The organism is Gammaproteobacteria bacterium (assembly GCA_034522055.1).
Taxonomy (GTDB): domain Bacteria; phylum Pseudomonadota; class Gammaproteobacteria; order JAABTG01; family JAABTG01; genus JAABTG01.
In genome coordinates, this window is the sequence record JAXHLS010000002.1 from 3,300,084 (window position 1) to 3,317,852 (window position 17,769).

At 66.7% G+C, this 17,769-nt stretch carries 16 protein-coding genes; 10 read left to right on the forward strand and 6 right to left on the reverse strand.

What is annotated here, in order from left to right; genetic code table 11:
• Positions 1 to 121: 121 nt before the first annotated feature.
• Together U5S82_15975 and U5S82_15980 are read left to right on the forward strand one after the other, a co-directional pair.
• Positions 122 to 382, forward strand: coding sequence for a hypothetical protein (locus U5S82_15975; GenBank protein ID MDZ7753108.1), 261 nt, complete (start codon positions 122 to 124; stop codon positions 380 to 382).
• 18 nt (positions 383 to 400) lie between these two features.
• Positions 401 to 766, forward strand: coding sequence for a hypothetical protein (locus U5S82_15980; protein ID MDZ7753109.1), 366 nt, complete (start codon positions 401 to 403; stop codon positions 764 to 766).
• A gap of 98 nt (positions 767 to 864) precedes the next feature.
• On the opposite strand, the gene U5S82_15985 is transcribed toward U5S82_15980, so the two are convergent.
• The gene (locus tag U5S82_15985) at positions 865 to 1,041 is read right to left on the reverse strand and encodes a hypothetical protein (GenBank protein MDZ7753110.1); all 177 of its coding nucleotides are present in this window, start codon (positions 1,039 to 1,041) and stop codon (positions 865 to 867) included.
• A 369-nt stretch (positions 1,042 to 1,410) separates the two neighbouring features.
• Here U5S82_15985 and U5S82_15990 point away from each other — a divergent pair, with 369 nt between their 5' ends.
• The 3 genes from U5S82_15990 (at position 1,411) to U5S82_16000 (ending at position 6,934) form a co-directional block, all read left to right on the forward strand.
• The gene (locus U5S82_15990) at positions 1,411 to 1,692 is read left to right on the forward strand and encodes a hypothetical protein (protein MDZ7753111.1); all 282 of its coding nucleotides are present in this window, start codon (positions 1,411 to 1,413) and stop codon (positions 1,690 to 1,692) included.
• A 207-nt stretch (positions 1,693 to 1,899) separates the two neighbouring features.
• Positions 1,900 to 5,529: a DUF1631 family protein gene (locus tag U5S82_15995; protein ID MDZ7753112.1), complete on the forward strand. Its 3,630-nt coding sequence runs from the start codon at positions 1,900 to 1,902 to the stop codon at positions 5,527 to 5,529.
• A 121-nt stretch (positions 5,530 to 5,650) separates the two neighbouring features.
• A complete protein-coding gene (locus tag U5S82_16000; GenBank protein MDZ7753113.1) occupies positions 5,651 to 6,934 on the forward strand; it encodes a serine/threonine-protein kinase in 1,284 nt (427 codons plus the stop codon).
• A 218-nt stretch (positions 6,935 to 7,152) separates the two neighbouring features.
• Here the strand turns inward: U5S82_16000 and U5S82_16005 are convergent, their stop codons facing one another.
• Complete coding sequence (locus U5S82_16005) at positions 7,153 to 7,839, reverse strand: SIMPL domain-containing protein (GenBank protein MDZ7753114.1); 687 nt, start codon at positions 7,837 to 7,839, stop codon at positions 7,153 to 7,155.
• A 101-nt stretch (positions 7,840 to 7,940) separates the two neighbouring features.
• On the opposite strand from U5S82_16005, the gene U5S82_16010 reads away from it, so the two are divergent.
• The 3 genes from U5S82_16010 to msrA are packed head-to-tail and all read left to right on the forward strand — an operon-like array spanning position 7,941 to position 10,006.
• Positions 7,941 to 8,804, forward strand: coding sequence for a paraquat-inducible protein A (locus U5S82_16010; GenBank protein ID MDZ7753115.1), 864 nt, complete (start codon positions 7,941 to 7,943; stop codon positions 8,802 to 8,804).
• The gene (locus U5S82_16015) at positions 8,801 to 9,319 is read left to right on the forward strand and encodes a gamma-glutamylcyclotransferase family protein (GenBank protein MDZ7753116.1); all 519 of its coding nucleotides are present in this window, start codon (positions 8,801 to 8,803) and stop codon (positions 9,317 to 9,319) included. The genes U5S82_16010 and U5S82_16015 overlap by 4 nt, the downstream gene beginning before the upstream one ends.
• Before the next feature lie 45 nt (positions 9,320 to 9,364).
• A complete protein-coding gene (msrA, locus tag U5S82_16020) occupies positions 9,365 to 10,006 on the forward strand; it encodes a peptide-methionine (S)-S-oxide reductase MsrA (GenBank protein MDZ7753117.1) in 642 nt (213 codons plus the stop codon).
• 415 nt (positions 10,007 to 10,421) lie between these two features.
• Here msrA and U5S82_16025 read toward each other — a convergent pair whose 3' ends face one another.
• The 4 genes from U5S82_16025 to U5S82_16040 form a co-directional block, all read right to left on the reverse strand.
• Positions 10,422 to 10,802, reverse strand: coding sequence for a PilZ domain-containing protein (locus U5S82_16025; protein MDZ7753118.1), 381 nt, complete (start codon positions 10,800 to 10,802; stop codon positions 10,422 to 10,424).
• 66 nt (positions 10,803 to 10,868) lie between these two features.
• A complete protein-coding gene (locus U5S82_16030; protein MDZ7753119.1) occupies positions 10,869 to 11,189 on the reverse strand; it encodes a DUF4389 domain-containing protein in 321 nt (106 codons plus the stop codon).
• Positions 11,180 to 11,932, reverse strand: coding sequence for a pentapeptide repeat-containing protein (locus tag U5S82_16035; protein ID MDZ7753120.1), 753 nt, complete (start codon positions 11,930 to 11,932; stop codon positions 11,180 to 11,182). The genes U5S82_16030 and U5S82_16035 overlap by 10 nt, the downstream gene beginning before the upstream one ends.
• A gap of 166 nt (positions 11,933 to 12,098) precedes the next feature.
• Complete coding sequence (locus U5S82_16040; GenBank protein ID MDZ7753121.1) at positions 12,099 to 12,305, reverse strand: hypothetical protein; 207 nt, start codon at positions 12,303 to 12,305, stop codon at positions 12,099 to 12,101.
• Positions 12,306 to 12,587: 282 nt separating this feature from the next.
• Between U5S82_16040 and U5S82_16045 the strand changes: the two genes are divergently transcribed.
• Together U5S82_16045 and U5S82_16050 are read left to right on the forward strand one after the other, a co-directional pair.
• The gene (locus U5S82_16045; protein MDZ7753122.1) at positions 12,588 to 14,894 is read left to right on the forward strand and encodes a PAS domain S-box protein; all 2,307 of its coding nucleotides are present in this window, start codon (positions 12,588 to 12,590) and stop codon (positions 14,892 to 14,894) included.
• The gene (locus U5S82_16050; protein ID MDZ7753123.1) at positions 14,891 to 17,137 is read left to right on the forward strand and encodes a PAS domain S-box protein; all 2,247 of its coding nucleotides are present in this window, start codon (positions 14,891 to 14,893) and stop codon (positions 17,135 to 17,137) included. The genes U5S82_16045 and U5S82_16050 overlap by 4 nt, the downstream gene beginning before the upstream one ends.
• The last annotated feature ends 632 nt before the right edge of the window (positions 17,138 to 17,769 follow it).

A 17,769-nucleotide genomic window follows, 5' to 3' on the forward strand; every position in this document is an offset into this window, starting at 1 on the left:
TTGATCGAGGTCCATAAAGTTGGATAGCGTCCCAGGTTACAATATTGTCAGACTCTGATGGAGAAGCCGCAGGGGCCCTGGTTCATTCAGGCTGCGGGAGATGACATGGGGTAAAGATGCTATGGTGTCGGACGATATAGATCATGTGGTAGAGGAGATCTGTACCCAGGGCTGTCGTGTGGTGAGGGACAAGGTCTCCCGGTTGTCTGCCGGCGAGAACCTGCCGGAGACCCGCGGGCTCGGCGGTTATGAGCGCAACATGGTTCTGCTCGAACTGTCGGAGATCATGGAGGTCTATGGGGATGAATGTGCCGGAGAAGTGACCTGCAAGCCGCAGCCGGTAACCCATGCCATCAACCGCTATACTCTACAGAGATCCTAGCCGATGCAAGTGAATAGCGTGATTCAACCCCCAGGCAATACGACCCAATCGACCAACCGCGAACGGGTAGAGGCCCGCACCGTGTCCTCTCAGGCCCCCGTGGCGCCCAACGCCGCACCGGATCGCGCCGTGACCCAGGTGCCGGAGGTGGAGGAATTACCCGACGGCAACATGGTGAATGTGGAGCAGGCACGGGAGGTCTTCGCCCGTGAGGCGGGAGGTGATGGCGGGCGTACCCCCCAAAACCCCCTCGACGGTGCGGAGGAAGCCACCCGGGTGGCCGCCACGGTGCGGGAGCAAATCCAGTCCGCTAGCGGTGAGGCCCTGATCGCCCAGGCGAGCCGCCCGCCCGGCGATGCGGCGGCGTTGCTACGCACCCCCTGATACCAGCCCGCGATACCCGTGCCCTCGTTGACCTGGGCACCCTGGGTGTGTTCAAGAAAACCCTGGCCTCGAAATCGGCCGGGGTTTTTTATGCCGATTCAGTTGGCTGTGGACAAGGCGGTGAGATACAGCACCACGGCGATGAACGACAGGACTGCGGCGGGCGGTGTCGTCCAGGCCTGTCGTGGGTTGGGATCCCGACGTGGGTATTCCATGATGGATGCGACGCGGTTTCTCACCTGGTCACGCATGATGTACTGATTACTCGAAGCCATGACGATGCCACCTCCGGGTGGGGATTTCAGGAACAGGTTGCAACTCACTGTAAACGAAGGGTAAAAGACTTTACGTTTTCCGTTCGTTTCCCCTATGTCGCTACCTTATCAGGTGGAGAACGAAAAGAAAACACCGGCATGGCAACGCGTGCGCGTGGTCGCGAGGGCTGTTGCGCTCTGGAATGGCGGCGAGGACAGGGATGCGGGTCGGAGAGCGGACAGAGTCGGCGCGGCGCATGGATGGCCGATTACGACGGGGTTTTCGCATCGACGGCCATGGCGTCAACGTGAATTCCCAGTGGCAAAATTTGGAACATAAGAATATACTTATATTGTAAGTTACAACCAAGTACGGAAGGGTATTTCTGTATGTCTATCTGCGTAAGATTCGGTCGCCGCATCTGGCCTTTTACCATCGTCGTGTTCGTGGCCGGCTTCAGCGCCTTCCTCACCTGGCTGACCCTGGCTTCCGCGGGCGTGGCCGCCCATGTGAACTTCGGCTGGACCACGGCCGTGTTCCTGGGGGTGGTTACGCTGCTGCTCGTCTACGTCATCAACTGTCTGCGGCGCCATTGCGCCGGGGGCTCGCGGGATTCAGGTTCGTCGCAGGATGCACCCGTCTCCCGGCCGTCATCCTCGGGCGGCGCCTGAAACGCACCTTTCTCCGGCGGCTAATCCACACGCCTCGAGGCGATGCCACGAGGCATGGGAGTGGCCGATGCCGGCAGGAAAAACGAATTCCCGTTAGTTCCTGTTAATTCAAGGCGATAGGGTCTAAACTTAACCTGATTTTAAAGGGTTGGAGAGACAATCTCCCGAGGAGTCCCGTGCCCCATTTCTGCAACCCCGACGGCAGCGGTGGATAAACGCGCCTTCCCGCGCGTCCCCATGCGCCTCGACGCCCTGCTGATGGATCGGCAGGGGCGCACGGTCGCGGGTGTCATCCATGACTTCTGCGCCGGTGGCGTGTTCATGGTTATCGATATGGCGCGTCCCGATGGCGGGGATGTGCTGGCCGAGGGGGAGGGGGTGACGGTCAATGTCAGCGTCAGGGATGAGGATTTCGCCATCACCGCCAGGGTGGTGCGTCGCCTGTCCAACGGCGTGGGGCTCGCCTTCCGCAACCCCGATCGGGCGGCCCTCTCGGCGCTGCAGAAGATGGCCATCGACAGTCACCGGAGGGTCTCCGGGGTGTCCCTGGATCGTGCTCCGGAGGTGAATGAGATCCTCGAGGCGTGTCGCCATCTCGCCCGCGATGCCTTGTCCCCCCTGATTCGCCATTTCAACGCCCATATCGGCAACGATCTGGTGGATGCGGCGGCTGCCGCCGCCAGCAACGTGGAGCAGTCCCGCTACTTCGATGCCGCCACGGCCATCAAGCCTATGCGTGCCGGCATCGAAGCGGCGCTGCGCGACCAACTGCCCGATCACGTGATGGAACTGGGGCGCTTCGCCCTCCAACCCAGCGACATCCTCGAGGCCACGTGGTCCGGCAGTCTGTCCCTGGTCGATGAGGACATCTTCGAGGACTTCCTCGCCCTCAGCGAGATCGCGGTGCGTGCCAACGATCGCTACACGGATCGCCTACAGGAATTGAACCGCCGTTTCAGCCGTCTGGCCGGCACGTCCATCGAGCAACGCACCAACCCGTTGAGTCCCGAGGCCGTCTGTGAAGTCTTTCGGGACGCCATCAAGGACCTGCGCGCCCACCGCACGGCCCTGCTGGTGATCTATCGGTCCTTCGAGACCCATGTAGTCAAGGGACTCGGGGAGCTCTACGACACGGTGAACCAGCTCCTCGCCGAACGCGGCGTGGAACCGGCCGAAGACCAGCGCCTACGGGTCGTGCGTACGACGCCCAAGGGGCCGTCCCCCGGCCATGTCCCACGAGAATCTCCCACCGCGGCGGCACCACGCGAGCATGCCGGCGAGCAGGCACCGGAGCCCCATACCAAAGAAGCGGGGGCCTCGTGGCCGGTGCAACCGGTGGCCCTCCCATCTGGTGCGGATGACGCACCGGCCCGGCCGGCGCCCGCCGTGTCTGCGGTCGCCGCCCCAGCCCATTCTGCGGCAGCGCCGGCCGGGGAGGGCGCGGCGTCCGCATTGACGGTATCCGCCGCGGAACTGGCCGAACGCTCGCGGGTCATCGATGCCGCCTACCATACCGCACAGCGTCTGCTGGACATGGAGCAGGGTCTGATCGAACACACCCAGGAACTGACCCTGCCCCATTCCATGGTCACCCAGGGCGCAGGGGCCTCGAGCTACTCCAGCCGCGAGGTGGCGGACGGTCTGGCGGACCTCCAGGAGCGCCTTCCAGCGGCAGAGGCAGGGGGCCTGTCCTTCGACGAGATGGAGGATCAGCTCTTTCGCCAGCTCATGTCCCGCCACCCGGAACACGGCCGGAAGCGGCTGGCACAGCGGGAACGCAACAACATCCGCCTCATCACCAACCTGCTCACGGCGCTGCTGTCGGACGACGAGGTGGCCGAAGCGGTCAAGGAGCGCATCCGCCGGCTACGGGTACCCATCCATCGGGTGGGTCTCGAGGACGAGAATTTCATCACCGACCAGAACCACACCGCGCGCCAAGTGTTGGACAAGCTGGCCGGCCTGGAGATGGACATGGAGGTCACGGGAGGCGTCGTGGGAGACCACCTCGATGCCCTGGTGGAACGCATCCTCGACGAGCGTCAGGACCCGGCCCGGGCTTTCGAGGAGGCCCTGCCAGAGGTGGAGGCCCTGCGCCAGGAGCAGGCGCAGGTCTACAGCAGCGGCATCGCCGACGTGGTTAAGGAATGCCGGCAACGTGCGGAATTCATGCGTTCGCGGCGCAAGGAGGGCCAGGAGGATCCGCCGGCCCGGCGCATGGTGGGTACGCCCCAGGAACAGCAGGCTTGGCGCCAGTGGACGCAGCGGGTGGACCGCCTCAAGGAGGGCGACGCCCTGATCTTCGATCGTGGCACCCCGGCGGCGCGGCGCGGCCAGCTGGTGTGGGTGGATGACAGCCGTGACGAGTTCGTGTTCGTCGATGGCCGGGGCCGCAAGAGCGATGCTCTGAGCGCCCACGAACTGGCCATGGGGTTGCGGCGCGGCACCGTCGAGGTGCTGCCGCCCCACTCCCTGTCGCCGGTGGAACGGGCCATGCTGGACATGCTGCGGGGGGCGCAGGAGCGGCTCCAGCGCGAAGCCACCCACGAGCCCCTCACCGGCCTGCCCAACCAGCGGGAGTTCCGCCGCCTGCTGGCGGACGCCCTGCACCGCGCGGTGCAGGAAAAGACGGACAACGTGGTGGGCTATCTGTCTCTGGACGGCTACAAGGACGTCTTCAGGCGTCTCGGCAGCGATGCCGCGAGCGAGCTGCTGAGGGTGGCCAGCGCGGTCCTTGAAGAGGCCGGCCAGGGCGGCCAGGGCGGCCTCGGCTTCGCGGATCTGGGGCAGGGGCGCTTCGGCATGCTGCTGGAAGACGCCACCCCGGCTGCCGCCGGGGAGCGCCTGGAGCCGCTGCTCCAACCCGGGGAGGATGATGCCCTGGAATGGGAAGGGGAGAACATCCCCGTCAGCTTCGTCATCGGCGTGGCGGAACTGGGGCCCGATACCGAGAGCGTGGAGTCCGCCCTCGAGGAGGCCACCCGGGCCTGCCATCGCGCCCGTAGCCAGGGGGGCATGCTGGGCGTCGCGTCGGACGGGGAGAAGCGGGCCCAGCGCAAGCGTCTCATGGCGGATTGGGCGGGTCGCCTGAATGCCACCCTCAAGGAGGACCGCCTGTTGTTGCGGGCCCAGAAGGTGGCACCCCTCGAGGCCGAAGGCGGTGCGCGGCCTTTCTACGAACTGCTGCTGGGACTGCGGGACGAGGATGGGGAGGCCATATCGCCCCGCGAGTTCCTGGAGGCCGCAGAGTATTACAATCAGCTCCTGGCCGTGGATCGCTGGGTCATCCGCAACGTGATCCACTGGTTGTCGGGTAACCCGCCGGGGCTCGACCGCATCGATGGTTTCACCATCAACCTGTCGGGGGCATCCCTGGTGGACGAGACCCTGGGGGATTACGTCCTCGAGCTGCTTCTCGAATCCAGCGCGCCGCCGGGGCGGTTATGCTTCGAGGTTTCCCAGTCCGACGCCCTGGCGCACCACTCCAATGCCGAGCAGTTCATCCGCACGGTGACGGATCTGGGATGCCGTATCGCACTGCACAACTTCGGCCATGGTGACAGCTCCTACGCCTACCTCAAGGATCTGCCCGTGGACTACATCAAGATCGGCGGTAGCTTCGTGGCCGGCATGGCCCGCAGCCCCAGCGACCATGCGGTGGTCAACTCCATCAACGAGATCGCCCATATGATGGGCAAGCGCACGGTGGCCGAGCACGTGGAGAGCGAGGCCGCCATGGTGCGGCTGCGGGACATGGGTGTGGACTTCGCCCAGGGCTACTACGTGGCCCGACCCCGCTACCTGGAAGAACTCATGGCGCAGGGGCTCGATGGCTGACCCGGGTCGTGATCCCGTCCGCCGCCGCGGGGCCAGCGGGAACAGCCCGATGTTCACCACGCAACGGGTTAGCCGCCATCGCCCGTGGTTGTTATGCCCGGTGGCCGTTATGCTATGAGCCATGAGTGACATCCCCAAGACCCTGGGCAGGTACGACATCCACGGCGAGGCCGGCCGTGGCAACATGGGCGTGGTGTATGCGGGCCACGATCCCTTCGTCGACCGCAAGGTGGCCATCAAGGTACTCGCCTCGCCCCGTTCCCCCGACGACCCCGCCACCCTGCGGGCCAAGCGTCTGTTCTTCAACGAGGCGCGCTCGGCCGGCCACCTGGACCACCCCAATATCCTGCGCATCTACGATGCCGGCGAGCATGACGGCCAGCCCTTCATGGTCACGGAGTTCGTGGAGGGGGTTCAGAACCTGCGCCAGTACACCGCCAGCGGCGAAGGTCAGGACGTGGACTGGGTGGTGATGTTGATGATCCAGTGCGCCAGTGCCCTGGACTATGCCCACGGCCGGGGAGTGATCCACCGTGATATCAAGCCGGCCAACATCATGCTTACCCAGCAGGGGGTAGTGAAGATCGTCGATTTCGGCATCGCCCAGCGGGACCATGCCGATGCCACCATGGTGCTGGGGGTGGTGGGCTCGCCGCGCTACATGTCGCCGGAATCGGCCCAGGACAACAAGGCCACCCGCACTTCGGATATCTACTCCCTAGGGGTGGTGATGTACGAGCTGCTGGCGGGGCGCCCGCCCTTTCAGGCCACCACCCTGCCGGCCCTGCTGAAGAAGATCCTCAACGAGGATCCGGAGCCTCTGGAGGCCATCCGCCCCGATGTGCCCGAGGCGGTGTGCCGCATCGTCTACAAGGCCCTGGCCAAGGACCCCGCCGAGCGCTACCAGAGTGGCGCGGAGATGGAGGCGGAGCTGCGGGCCGTGGCCGCGGGCCGGTCCACCAGCGGGCGCATCGAGCCCGATGACGACGAGAAGCTGGTGCTGTTGAAGGCCCTCGGCTTTTTCGAGGATTTTCCCGACGGCGACCTGCGGGAGGCGATAGGCGCTGGGCGCTGGGAGTTTCACGAGCCGGGCGCCGAGATCATCCTCGAGGGAGGGCGGGAGCGGGTGCTCTATTTCCTGGTGGAGGGCCGGGTGACGGTGGCGCGCAAGGGCACGACCATCGCCACCCTGGAGGCCGGTGAGTGCTTCGGCGAGATGACCTATCTGTCGGGCCGGCCGCGCAGCGCCACCGTGACGGCCGTCTCAGAAGTGGCGGTGCTGGCCATCCACAAACCCCTCGGCCAATGGGCCCCCCTGGCCAGCCAGCTGCGATTCACCAAGGCCTTCCAGCAGTCTCTCATCGCCCGCCTCGACACCACCAGCGCACGGCTGGCAGAGCGTTGAACAAGCACTGACTGGCTCGCCAGCAGAGTTCGTGGGTGTAGAGAAAAGAATTTCCTCTGGCCAAGAACGCCAAGAACGCCAGGGAACCGGTTTGATTGTCGGGATGAATCCCGACCTACATCCGTGCCAAAGGAATGGGCGCTGGGGTGTCGTGTAGGTCGGGTTGTAGGTTGGGCTGTAGGTCGGGCTTCAGCCCGACAGCCCGCCGCGATGGCCATCTATTCCACGCGCAGCTCGATGGTGCCCCGCACGTCCACCTGCAGGCGCTGTTTGCCCGCCTCCAGCACCGGGGCGCTGTCGGCATTGGCGCTCTCCATGGCCATGGCGCGCATCATGGGAGGGCGGCCGCCGTCGCTCGAGGTGTTGATGTCGATATGAACGATGCGATAGCCGGGGCGTTCCAACTGGTCGACGATGTCGTCGGCCCGTTGCCGGAACAGGGCCAGGGCCTCGGCCATCAAGGACTTCTCGGCCTGCTGCCGGGCCTCCGGGGACACGGTGTAGTCGAGGGATACGAGGTTGAGCCCTTCCTGCAACTCGGCCAGCAGCCCGCTCAAGCTGGTGCTGTCCCTGCTCTCCAGGCGCACGGCGTGGCTCACCCGCCACGCCACCAGGTTCTGCTGGCGGTAGACGGGCCGGGTCTGGTAATCGAGGGTCTGGACCTCCACTCCGGGCACCGCCTTGGCACGGTCCACCGCCCGGCGCACCCGCCGGTTCACCTCCCGGGCGAGGGCGGCGGTGTCGTCGCCTTCGGCCTGGGCGCGCAGCACCACCACCTGGATGTCGTTGGCGATCTCCCGTTCCGCGGATGCGGACAGGCTGACACGGTCATAGCTGAGAGGCTCGCCGCCGGCCATGGCGGGGGCGGCGAGGACGAGGGTAAACAGGCAGGCCAGAAGATGCATGGCAAGGGCTCCAATGCTAATAGTGAAAGATGAATCATGAAGGGCCGGCAGGCAATAGGGAATACGGTGGCGCCAGAACGGGTCGGGGCGCGGGGCTGATCATGGCGATGCCGCGGGCCGGGGTGGTGGCGCTGGATGTCGCCTACTACGGGCTTGCCCTCGGCTTGGCCTGGGCCCTTGTGACGGCCGCCGGCCACGGTGCGGCTGTGTATCGGCGGTTGGCATCCCTGTCGGACTCCGAGGGGCGGGCCCGGGCACTGCTGGACGGGTGGCTGGACAAGCTCAGCTTCGGGTATCTGGGTGATGCCGCGGACCATGCCGCGGAGATGGCCCTGCTGGCGGAGGCGGCGGCCCGCCACGACCGTCTCGCCTGGATGTGGGCCGTCGCCCTGGGCACCCTGAGTGTGGTCTTCCTGGGCTGGAAGCTGTGGCGCTGGTATCGCGGCGGCACCCTGGCGGAGGCACTGCGCCATGGCTTCGGCGTGTCCGGGGTGTTTCTGGCCGTGGGCCTGGCTGCGCCCATGTTCACCCTGTCGGCCTTCGGCGATGTGCCGGTGCTGGGACGGGTGGTGTTGAGCCACGAGGTGAAGAGCGTGCTGTCCATGATCGCGGGGCTCGCGGACAGCGGCAACCTCTTCGTGGCGGCGCTGTTGGCCCTGTTCAGCGTGGTGACGCCCGTGGTCAAGATGGCGCTGTCCCTGATGGTGCTGGGGCTGGCCCACGGTGGCGGGCGGCGTCTCGCGCTGGCCACCATCCACCACGTGGGGCGGTGGTCCATGACGGACGTGTTCGTGGTGGCCGTGCTGCTGGCCTTTCTCGCCGCCAACCAGGCCCGGACCACCGATGCCGCGGTGGGGATCGGGCTGTACTTCTTCGCGGGTTACGCCTTGCTGTCCCTGGCCGCGGGACATCTGCTGGTGCACTTCGAGGAGCGACTGGCGCCGCCCGCGAGAGATGCCCCATGAGCCGGGAATATCTCTACCTGGCCTATGGTTCCAACCTGCACCCGGAACGCTTGCGCCAGCGCACTCCGTCGGCACGGCTGCTGGGCACCACCTCCCTTGAAGGCTGGGGCTTGCGCTGGCACAAGCGCAGCGTGGATGGCTCGGCAAAGTGCGACGTGGCGGCGGCACCGGGTGGCGCGCTCGTGGTTCACGGCGCCGTGTATGCCATCGCCGCCCCGGAGTGGGCGGCCCTCGACGCGGCGGAGGGGGCGGGCTACGCCGCCCATGCCCTCGAAATACCCGAATACGGCCGGGTGTTTCTGTACAGGGCGCGTCCCCAGTATGTGGTGGAGGGTCTGCGCCCTTACCGCTGGTACCGGGATTACGTGCTATGGGGTGCCCGCTACCACGGCTTTCCTGCACCCTACATCGCACAGATCTTCGCCCTGCCGTGGGACGAGGACCCGGACCCCCGGCGGGCCCGTCACCACGAGCGGGCCGTGGCGGCCCTGTCCGCCACAGTCCCACGGGACTGATCCCGGCGGTGCCCGGTATCAACAACAAAGTTGGAGAGCAAACCCATGTTCATGCGCGAGAAACGTGTCGAGATGCCGGGGCCGGAAGAGGCCCTGCCGGGCCGCGAGCGGCCCATGACGGTGACCAACCGGCATCATGTCAACGGCAACCCCATCGAGCCCCCCTACCCCGAAGGCATCGCCCTGGCCCTGTTCGGCCTCGGCTGCTTCTGGGGTGCGGAACGCAAATTCTGGCAGATCCCCGGCGTGTTCAGCACGGCGGTGGGCTACGCCGGCGGCCTCACCCCCAACCCCACCTACGAGGAGGTCTGTTCCGGCCTCACCGGGCATAACGAGGTGGTGCGGGTGGTGCACGACCCCGCCCGGGTGGATTACGAGACCCTGCTGGGGGTGTTCTGGGAGTCTCATCAGCCCACCCAGGGTATGCGCCAGGGCAACGACGTGGGCACCCAGTACCGCTCGGGCATCTACTGCTATACCGACGAACAACTGCGGGAGGCCCTGGCCTCCCGTGACCGCTACCAGCAGGCCCTCGCCGCCGCGGGATTCGGGGCCATCACCACCGAGATCTTGCCGGCACCGGAGTTCTACTATGCCGAGGATTACCACCAGCAATACCTGGCCAAGAATCCCGGGGGCTATTGCGGTATCGGCGGCACCGGCGTGGATTATCTGACGGTGGCATGAACGAAGCCCCGCCGGGCCTTGCCGCGCCCGCGGCGCTATCGCCGGAGGGCGATTCCCGTCCCTTGTCAAGGCCTTGACAGTCACCTTATGCACATGCGTGAGACTGCTGTATTAAAAATGAAACAACATTCATCAGGGTGTCGGGGCGGTTTATTAACGATTTCTTAAGTTGTTGATATTAAAGGCTATATATGGATTGGCTAAAGTATCGCCAATCTGAAGAAGGCCCTGTGGGAATGCGGCTTGGCGGCGCATTGCCCCAAAGCATCCACAACCTTATCCACAGACTTTGTGGGCAATCGGGGTTTTGTTTGCATCCTTAATGGATTAGCCCTCGAGAGTTCACAAACCACCTTAAAAAGCCGGCGTAACGGAGATGATGACGAGGTCGTCGCCGTGCACTGAAATGGATCCCTCAGGGGTGGCGTGCGAGGGCGCTCAGCAGGTGCTGCCACTCGGCCAGATCGGCGTCGGGGGCGTCGCCATCCGGTACCAGTTCGATGCCGAGAATATGCTCGTCCTCCAGGTCCCCGGCCATCGCCCAGCGGACTTCGCCGGTGAGGAGGAAGGTGCCCGGATGTTCGGGCAGCTTCGCCCACAGGTCGAGCCGGGTGCCCACCTCCACGGGGTAGTCCAGGGCCAGTCTCAGGCCACCGCTGGACACATTGGCGGTGGTGCAGCGGGCCGTGGTGCCCTTGAGGCCGGGATGCCGGTCCGATTCCAGGATGCGCACGTAGAGGCGCTCCCGGCGCGGGACGCGGGGCACCTTGCGGCGTGAGGGGCGCTCTTCGCTCATGGACGGGACCTGTGGCGGACTACCGTGGAGTGTAGCGCCCCGGCGCGGGGGCTGTCCCCCGCCGGCTCAGGTCGCCGTGCCGGTCTCATCCGGGGGCGTGGGCCAGGGATTGAAAGGGTAGGGGCGCCGGTCGGTGACATAGGTCAGGTAGCGCATGATCTCGAAGACGTAGCCGCTCAGGTGACGGCCGAAGTCCAGCAGGTGCCGGTTGGTGTCCCCGGTGATGAGGGTATGGCCGAACTGAAACACGGCCACCAGCAGCACCAGGGCCTCCACCACGTTGTAGATGACCACGAACAGCAGCATGTAGAGACCGCGGAACCAGTGGGGCCGGGCGCCGCCGTTAGCCGCCGCCTTGCCGTCCTGTTCCGCGGGCACTAGCGACATTCCCCCACCGAATCGTCCTGGCACAGGCGGCGGTCGACCCAGCGGGTCCTGCCCAGCCTGGCGCCCTCCAGGCGGGTCTCGACGAGTTCGGCGCCCACCAGGCTGGCATCGCGCAGATCGGCCTCCCGCAGATCGGCGTAGTGGAGCCGCGTGGATTTCAGGTTGGCACCCTCCAGGATGGCGCCCCTGAGCCTGACGTCCTCCAGGGAGGCCCGCTCCAGATCGGCCTGGCTGAGGTCGGCCTGCTCCATGAAGGCGAAGTCGAGGGTGACCTGGCGCAGGTCGGCCTCGCGCAGCACGGCGCCTCCCAGCCGCGCATCCGTCAGGTCCGACTGCCAGAAGGAGGCCCCCGTGGCACGCACCCCCTCCATGTCGGCCTTCACCAGCACGGCGCGGTGGATCTGCGCGCCGTTGAGGATGGCATCCTTGAGATTGGCCTCTTCGAGATCGGCGCTGAGAAAGCGCGTATCGTCGAGTCGCGCCCCTTCGAGGTTGGCCCCCGCAAAGTTGGTGAAGCTGAGGTCGCTGCCACCGAGACGCGCACCGGCGAGGTTGGCGCCGCTGAAATCGGTGTGGGTGAAGGTGCCGTTGCGCAGTTCGGCGCGGCCGAGATCCGCTCCCTGCTTGTCGCAGCCGATCCACTTCACCCCCCGTGCCGGCGGATCGTCGCAGGCGGCATCAACAGGTCCGGCGGGAAGGATGGTGAGCAACAGGGGAAGAACCAAGGGCTTGATGGGGGACACGGGTACTGAGATCTGGTGTGACGGAGGAAGCAGCAGCATAGCCCGCCGCGCCTGGGATATAAACCCGCAAGGCCTGGCGTTGCTCCGCGGCACCGGAGGCAGCGCTTCTCAGGCGCCATGTAAAACCACTTAAACTATGTTAGTTTAAACGGGCCCTGAGTCACCGTTAATCTTTCCCGAGGTTGTTGATGATCCCCCCCGAGTCTCCCGAGTCCGCTGCCGGTGGCGCGCCGCCGGCCACCGCGACGGAGTCCGGCGAGGCGCCGGTGCCGTCCACGGACGAGCCCTCCTGCGTCGTCGGCCTCGGCGCCTCGGCGGGCGGCTTGGAGAACTTCGAGCGCTTCTTCAGGCACACGCCCCCCGACAGCGGCATGGCTTACGTCCTGGTGCAGCACCTGGATCCCACGGCCAAGAGCCTGCTCATGGAGCTGGTGCAGCGCTATACCCGCATGCCGGTGGCCGAGGTGGAGGACGGCATGGCGCTGTCCCCGGACCATGTCTATATCATCCCCCCGAACCACGACCTGACGATTCGCGGGGGTCGCCTGCGGCTGCAGGCCCCGGAGATGCGTCGCGGCCCATCGTCCCGGTCCAGGGCGGCGGCGGCCAGGCGCCGCCAGCCGGGGGGCCGGACGCCACCGGCCTCAAGCAACTGGTGCGCCGGCTCACCGAGCAGACCCTGCTGGACCACTTCGACGCCGCCTGCATCACCATCGATCCCGAGGGCGAGATCGTCTATGTCCACGGCAACACCCGGCCGTTCCTGGATCACATCCAGGGCGAGCCCAGCCTCGACCTGTTGCGCCTCGTCCGCAAGGGGCTGCGGCCGGTGCTGGCCAGCGCCATCGCCGGGGCCCGGCGCAGCGGCGAGCCCATCCGCCACGAGCGGGTGCGGGTGAGCCAGGAGAACGGCGACCGGCTGTGCAACGTGACCCTCCACGCCGTGCTCCAGCCCGCCGCCCTCAAGGGGTATCTCACGGTGCTCCTGGAGGATGCCGGTCCGGTCCCGGAACCGGTCGCCGCCGAGACTGCCGGCGACACGGGCGAGTATGTGGCCACCCTGGAGCGGGAGCTGCGGGATACCCGTGGCTATCTCCAGGCCACGGTGGAGCAGTTGGAGTCCACCAACGAGGAGCTGACCTCGGCCAACGAGGAGTTGCAGTCCGCCAACGAGGAGTTGCAGAGCACCAACGAGGAACTCCAGGCCTCCCAGGAGGAACTGCGTTCGGTGAACGAGGAGCTGATCACCGTCAACACCGAGCTGGAGACCAAGGTGGAGGCCCTGGACCAGGCCCACAACGACCTCTCCAACCTCATGGCCAGCACCGAGCTGGCCATCCTGTTCCTGGACACCGATCTGCGGGTGCAGCGCTTCACGGCGGCCACCACGCGCCTGCTGCACCTGGCCGAGGCGGACATCGGCCGCCCCATCGACCATATCGCCGGCGAGCTGGACTATGCCCGACTGGTGGAGGATGCCCAGGCCCTCCTCGACACCCTGCAATCGACCGAAAAGGAGATCAGGAGTCGGGACGGGCGCTGGTACCTGCTGCGCCTGCGCCCCTATCGCACCACCGGCAATGTCATCAGGGGGGTGGTGCTGGCCTTCGTGGACATCCACGCCCAGAAGCGGGGCGAGGAACTCAAGCGTCTCACCGAGGCCCTGGAGCAGAGCCCGGTGACGGTGATAATCACCAACCGTGAGGCCGAGATCCAGTACGTCAATCCGTCTTTTACGGAGGTCACGGGCTACGGCGCCGACGAGGTGCTGGGACAGAACCCGCGGCTGCTGAAGTCGGGCGAGCATCCCCCGGACTTCTACCGCGAGCTGTGGGACACCATCAGCGCCGGCCAGGTGTGGCGCGGGCGTTTCTGCGACCGCAAGAAGAACGGCGAGCTGTTCTGGGAGTCGGCCTCCATCTCGCCGGTGCGCGACGAGGCGGGGCGCATCAGTCATTACGTGGCGGTCAAGGAGGACATCACCGGGCGCATGCACATGGAGATGGCGCTGCGCGCCAGCGAGGCCCGCTACCGGGAGATGGTGGACAACCTCAACGCCGGGGTGGTGGTCTACGAGGCGACGAACGACGGGGAGAATTTTCTGGTGCGCGACATGAACAGCGCCAGCGAACGCCTGAGCCGCCTGGAGCGCGGCGCGGTGATGGACCGCCCGGTGACCGAGGTCTTCCCCGGGGTCGCCGAGCTGGGGCTGCTGGCGGTGTTGCAGCGGGTGTGGCGCAGCGGCGTGCCCGAACACCTGCCGGCCGCCAGGTATGCCGATCCGCGGCTCACCCAGTGGGTGGAGAACTACGTCTACCGCCTGCCCACCGGGGAGGTGGTGGCCATCTACGAGGACGTCACCGAACGGCGTGCCGAGGCCGAACGCCAGGCCGTGGCGGAGGCCGCCCTGCGTCGTGCCAACACCATGCTCGCCGTCCTCGGCGCCTGGTACCGCGGCATGGCCCAAGACGATGACGATGATGATGACGATGACGGGGCGGCCCGGGCCGCCGCCCTGTGCCGGCTGCTGGTGGAGCAGGGGGGATATCCCATGGCTTGGGTCGGGATCGCCACGGATGGCGACGACCACGCCGTGCGACCCATCGCCCGGGCCGGCGTAGCGGCGGACGACATCGGTAACGGCACCTTCACCTGGGGTGATGATCCCCACGGCCGGGGCCCCACCGGCACCGCCATCCGCAGCGGCCGGCCGGTGCGCATGCGTGCCATGGATACGGACCCGACCTTCGCCCCGTGGCGCGAGGCGGCCCTGGTCCGTGGCTTCAAGAGTTCCATCGCCCTGCCGCTAACTTTTTATAAGAAGGTGTTCGGGGCCCTCACCATCTACAGTGCCGAGGTCGAGGCCTTCAGCGACGAGGAAACGGACCTGCTCGAGGAACTCGCCGCCAGTCTGGCGGCAGCCATGAGGGGCCACCAGGCGCCGGAGGATGCGAGACCATGATGATGAAAGTTGATAAGGGTGCGGGGGAGCGGCTGCGCGAACTCGCGGAACAGCGCGCCGCCGAGCGGGGTCCGCCCGGGGAGGCCTCCAGCCGCGCCGACGCCATGAGCCTGATTCACGATCTGCAGGTCCACGAGATCGAACTGGAGCTGCAGAACGACGAGCTGCGGCGCACCCAGAATGACCTGGATGACATCCGCGAGCGCTACCAGGACCTCTTCGACCAGGCGCCCATCGGCTATCTCCTCGTGGATCGTGAGGGCCGCCTCATCGAGGCCAACGGCACCATGGCGGACCTGCTCGGGGCGGCACCCCGCCGCCTCGCCGGCAGCGAGTTGGCGCGCTGGTGCAGCCCGGACTCCCAGGACACCCTCCACCTCCACCTGAAGGCCGCCTGTGGGGACGAGACCGGCGCCCAGTGCGAGGTGACGGTGGTGGGCGCCGAAGCGCCCGGGCGCCGGGTGCGGCTGATCACCGCGCCTGCACCCGGCGCGGCCGAGGCGTTGCGCATCGCCGTCGTCGATATCAGCGCCCAGCACCGTGCCGAGGCGGCCCTGGCGGCCAGCGAGCAGCGTTATCACGAGATGTTCGAGCACGCCCCGCTGCCCTATCTGTCCATGGACGAGGAAGGCGTCATCCTGGACGTCAACCAGGCCTGGCTCGCCACCATCGGCCATGACGAAAAGTCCGAGGTGGTGGGGCGCTATTACGGCGACTTCCAGACCGCGGCCAGCCGCGCCGAGTTCGAGGCCCGGCTCCATGAGGCCCGCGCCACCGGCAAGCTGCACCGGGTGCGCCTGGACCTGGTGCGCCGTGACGGCACCGTGCTGAACACCCTGGCCGACTGCTCCTTCGTCACGGATCCCGTGAGCCGGGCCCGGGTCACCCAGTGCATCTTCGCCGATGTCACCGAACAGTACCGGCTGCTGGCCGAACTCACCCAGTTTCGCGCCATGGTGGACCACAGCGCCGACGGCATCCTCACCATCGACCGCGTCGGCGGCACCGTCACCGACTGCAACCAGGGGGCGCTGCGGGCCCTGGGCTACGAGGCCGGGGCTCTGGTGGGCATGGACGCCGCCGCCCTGGGCATCGGCCCCGATTGCCTGGCCGAGGGGGGGGGCGGTGACGGGGCCGCCGTCGCCGAGTGCACGCTGGTGCGGGCCGACGGCAGCCGGCTGCCGGTGGAACTGGGGGTGACCCCCATGCCCGCCCCCCATGAGCACTTGCTGCTGGTGGTGGCGCGGGACATCAGCGAGCGCCTCGAGGCCGAGTACCAGTTGCGGGAGAACCGGCGCGAGATCGAGCAGGCCCACCGCGAATGGCTGGCGGCCTTCGACGCCCTGCGGGACCCCATCTTTCTCCACGATGCCGAGGGCTGGGTGCTGCGCGCCAACCGGGCCTATGCCGAGGAGGCCGGGTTGTCCGTGGCCGAGGTGCCCGGCCACCCCTACTGGGAGCTGTTCCCGCGCCTTTCGGGGCCCTCTCCCGGCTGCGTCCAGGCCTTCGACGACAAGGACCAACGGGAGACGGAAGAGGAGCTGGCGCTGCCGGACGGCCGCATCTTCACCTCCCGGGCCGGTACCATTCGCGACGGCGAGGGGCATTACCGATTCTCCATCCATATCCTCACGGATATCACCGAGCGCCGCCAGCACGAGGCCCAGTTGTTCCAGGCCATGGAGTCCACGGTGAGCGCCATCTCCCAGGCCATGGAGATGCGGGACCCCTACACCGCCGGCCACCAGATGCGGGTGGCGCGCCTGGCGGTAGCCATCGGCGGGGCCATGGGCCTGTCCGGCAGTATTCTCAACGGCCTCGATTTCGGCGGCCGCATCCACGACATCGGCAAGATCTACATCCCCGCCGAGATCCTCAGCCGCCCGGGGCGCCTGCCCCCGGAAGAGTTCGCCCTCATCAAGAACCACACCACCGCCGGCCATCTCATCATCCGGGACATCGACTTCCCGTGGCCGGTGGCGGAGATGGCCCTGCAGCACCACGAACGCCTGGACGGCACGGGCTATCCCAAGGGCCTCGAAGGCGATGACATCATCCTCGAGGCACGCATCATCGCCGTGGCCGACGTGGTGGAGGCCATGACCAACCATCGCCCCTACCGCCCCGCCCTGGGCCTGGAACAGGCCCTGGACGAAGTGCGGGCAGGACGCGGTGTGGCCTTCGATGCCGACGTGGTGGACGCCTGCGTGGCCCTGTTCGAGGACGGCGGGTTCACCCTGTAGTCACCGCTATTGAAAAAAAGCAACCACGAAAGACGCGAAATAACGCGAAAAAGGATACTGAAAATGACAACCACGAAAGACGTGAAATAACACGAAAAAGGACATGGCGGGGAAGGCGTGCGTGGGGGGCGAACGCAGAGGCCCGATTCCTCGTCATGCCGGGCCCCGACAGGTTCAAGACAATCGCCTATGCCCGGGGCACGAATGTAGGTCGGGATTAATCCCGGACATCCAGCCGCGCCAAAAGCCCCCAGGGCCGGGCCGGAATCCCCGCCGGCGGGCTGTCGGGCTGAAGCCCGACCTACAAACACCCCCCCCACCCCCTGTTCCTTCGGCACGAATGTAGGTCGGGATTCATCCCGACATCCCGGCCGGATACACCGCCACCGCACGTTCCCGGGCTACGAATGTAGGTCGGGATTAATCCCGACATCCCGGCCGGATACACCCCCACCGCACGTTCCCGAGGCACGAATGTAGGTCGGGATTAATCCCGACATCCAGCCGCGCCAAAAGCCCCCAGGGCCGTACCGGAATCTCCGCCGGCGGGCTGTCGGGCTGAAGCCCGACCTACAAACACCCCCCCCCACCCCCTGTTCCTTCGGCACGAATGTAGGTCGGGATTCATCCCA

Excerpts from the sequence above, each read along its gene's own strand:
- U5S82_15975 (MDZ7753108.1), top strand. The coding sequence starts at position 122 with ATGGTGTCGGACGATATAGATCATGTGGTAGAGGAGATCTGTACCCAG.
- U5S82_15985 (MDZ7753110.1), bottom strand. The coding sequence starts at position 1,041 with ATGGCTTCGAGTAATCAGTACATCATGCGTGACCAGGTGAGAAACCGC.
- U5S82_15990 (MDZ7753111.1), top strand. The coding sequence starts at position 1,411 with ATGTCTATCTGCGTAAGATTCGGTCGCCGCATCTGGCCTTTTACCATC.
- U5S82_16000 (MDZ7753113.1), top strand. The coding sequence starts at position 5,651 with ATGAGTGACATCCCCAAGACCCTGGGCAGGTACGACATCCACGGCGAG.
- U5S82_16005 (MDZ7753114.1), bottom strand. The coding sequence starts at position 7,839 with ATGCATCTTCTGGCCTGCCTGTTTACCCTCGTCCTCGCCGCCCCCGCC.
- U5S82_16010 (MDZ7753115.1), top strand. The coding sequence starts at position 7,941 with ATGGCGATGCCGCGGGCCGGGGTGGTGGCGCTGGATGTCGCCTACTAC.
- U5S82_16015 (MDZ7753116.1), top strand. The coding sequence starts at position 8,801 with ATGAGCCGGGAATATCTCTACCTGGCCTATGGTTCCAACCTGCACCCG.
- msrA (MDZ7753117.1), top strand. The coding sequence starts at position 9,365 with ATGTTCATGCGCGAGAAACGTGTCGAGATGCCGGGGCCGGAAGAGGCC.
- U5S82_16025 (MDZ7753118.1), bottom strand. The coding sequence starts at position 10,802 with ATGAGCGAAGAGCGCCCCTCACGCCGCAAGGTGCCCCGCGTCCCGCGC.
- U5S82_16030 (MDZ7753119.1), bottom strand. The coding sequence starts at position 11,189 with ATGTCGCTAGTGCCCGCGGAACAGGACGGCAAGGCGGCGGCTAACGGC.
- U5S82_16040 (MDZ7753121.1), bottom strand. The coding sequence starts at position 12,305 with ATGCCGCTGTCGGGGGGCGTGTGCCTGAAGAAGCGCTCGAAGTTCTCC.
- U5S82_16050 (MDZ7753123.1), top strand. The coding sequence starts at position 14,891 with ATGATGATGAAAGTTGATAAGGGTGCGGGGGAGCGGCTGCGCGAACTC.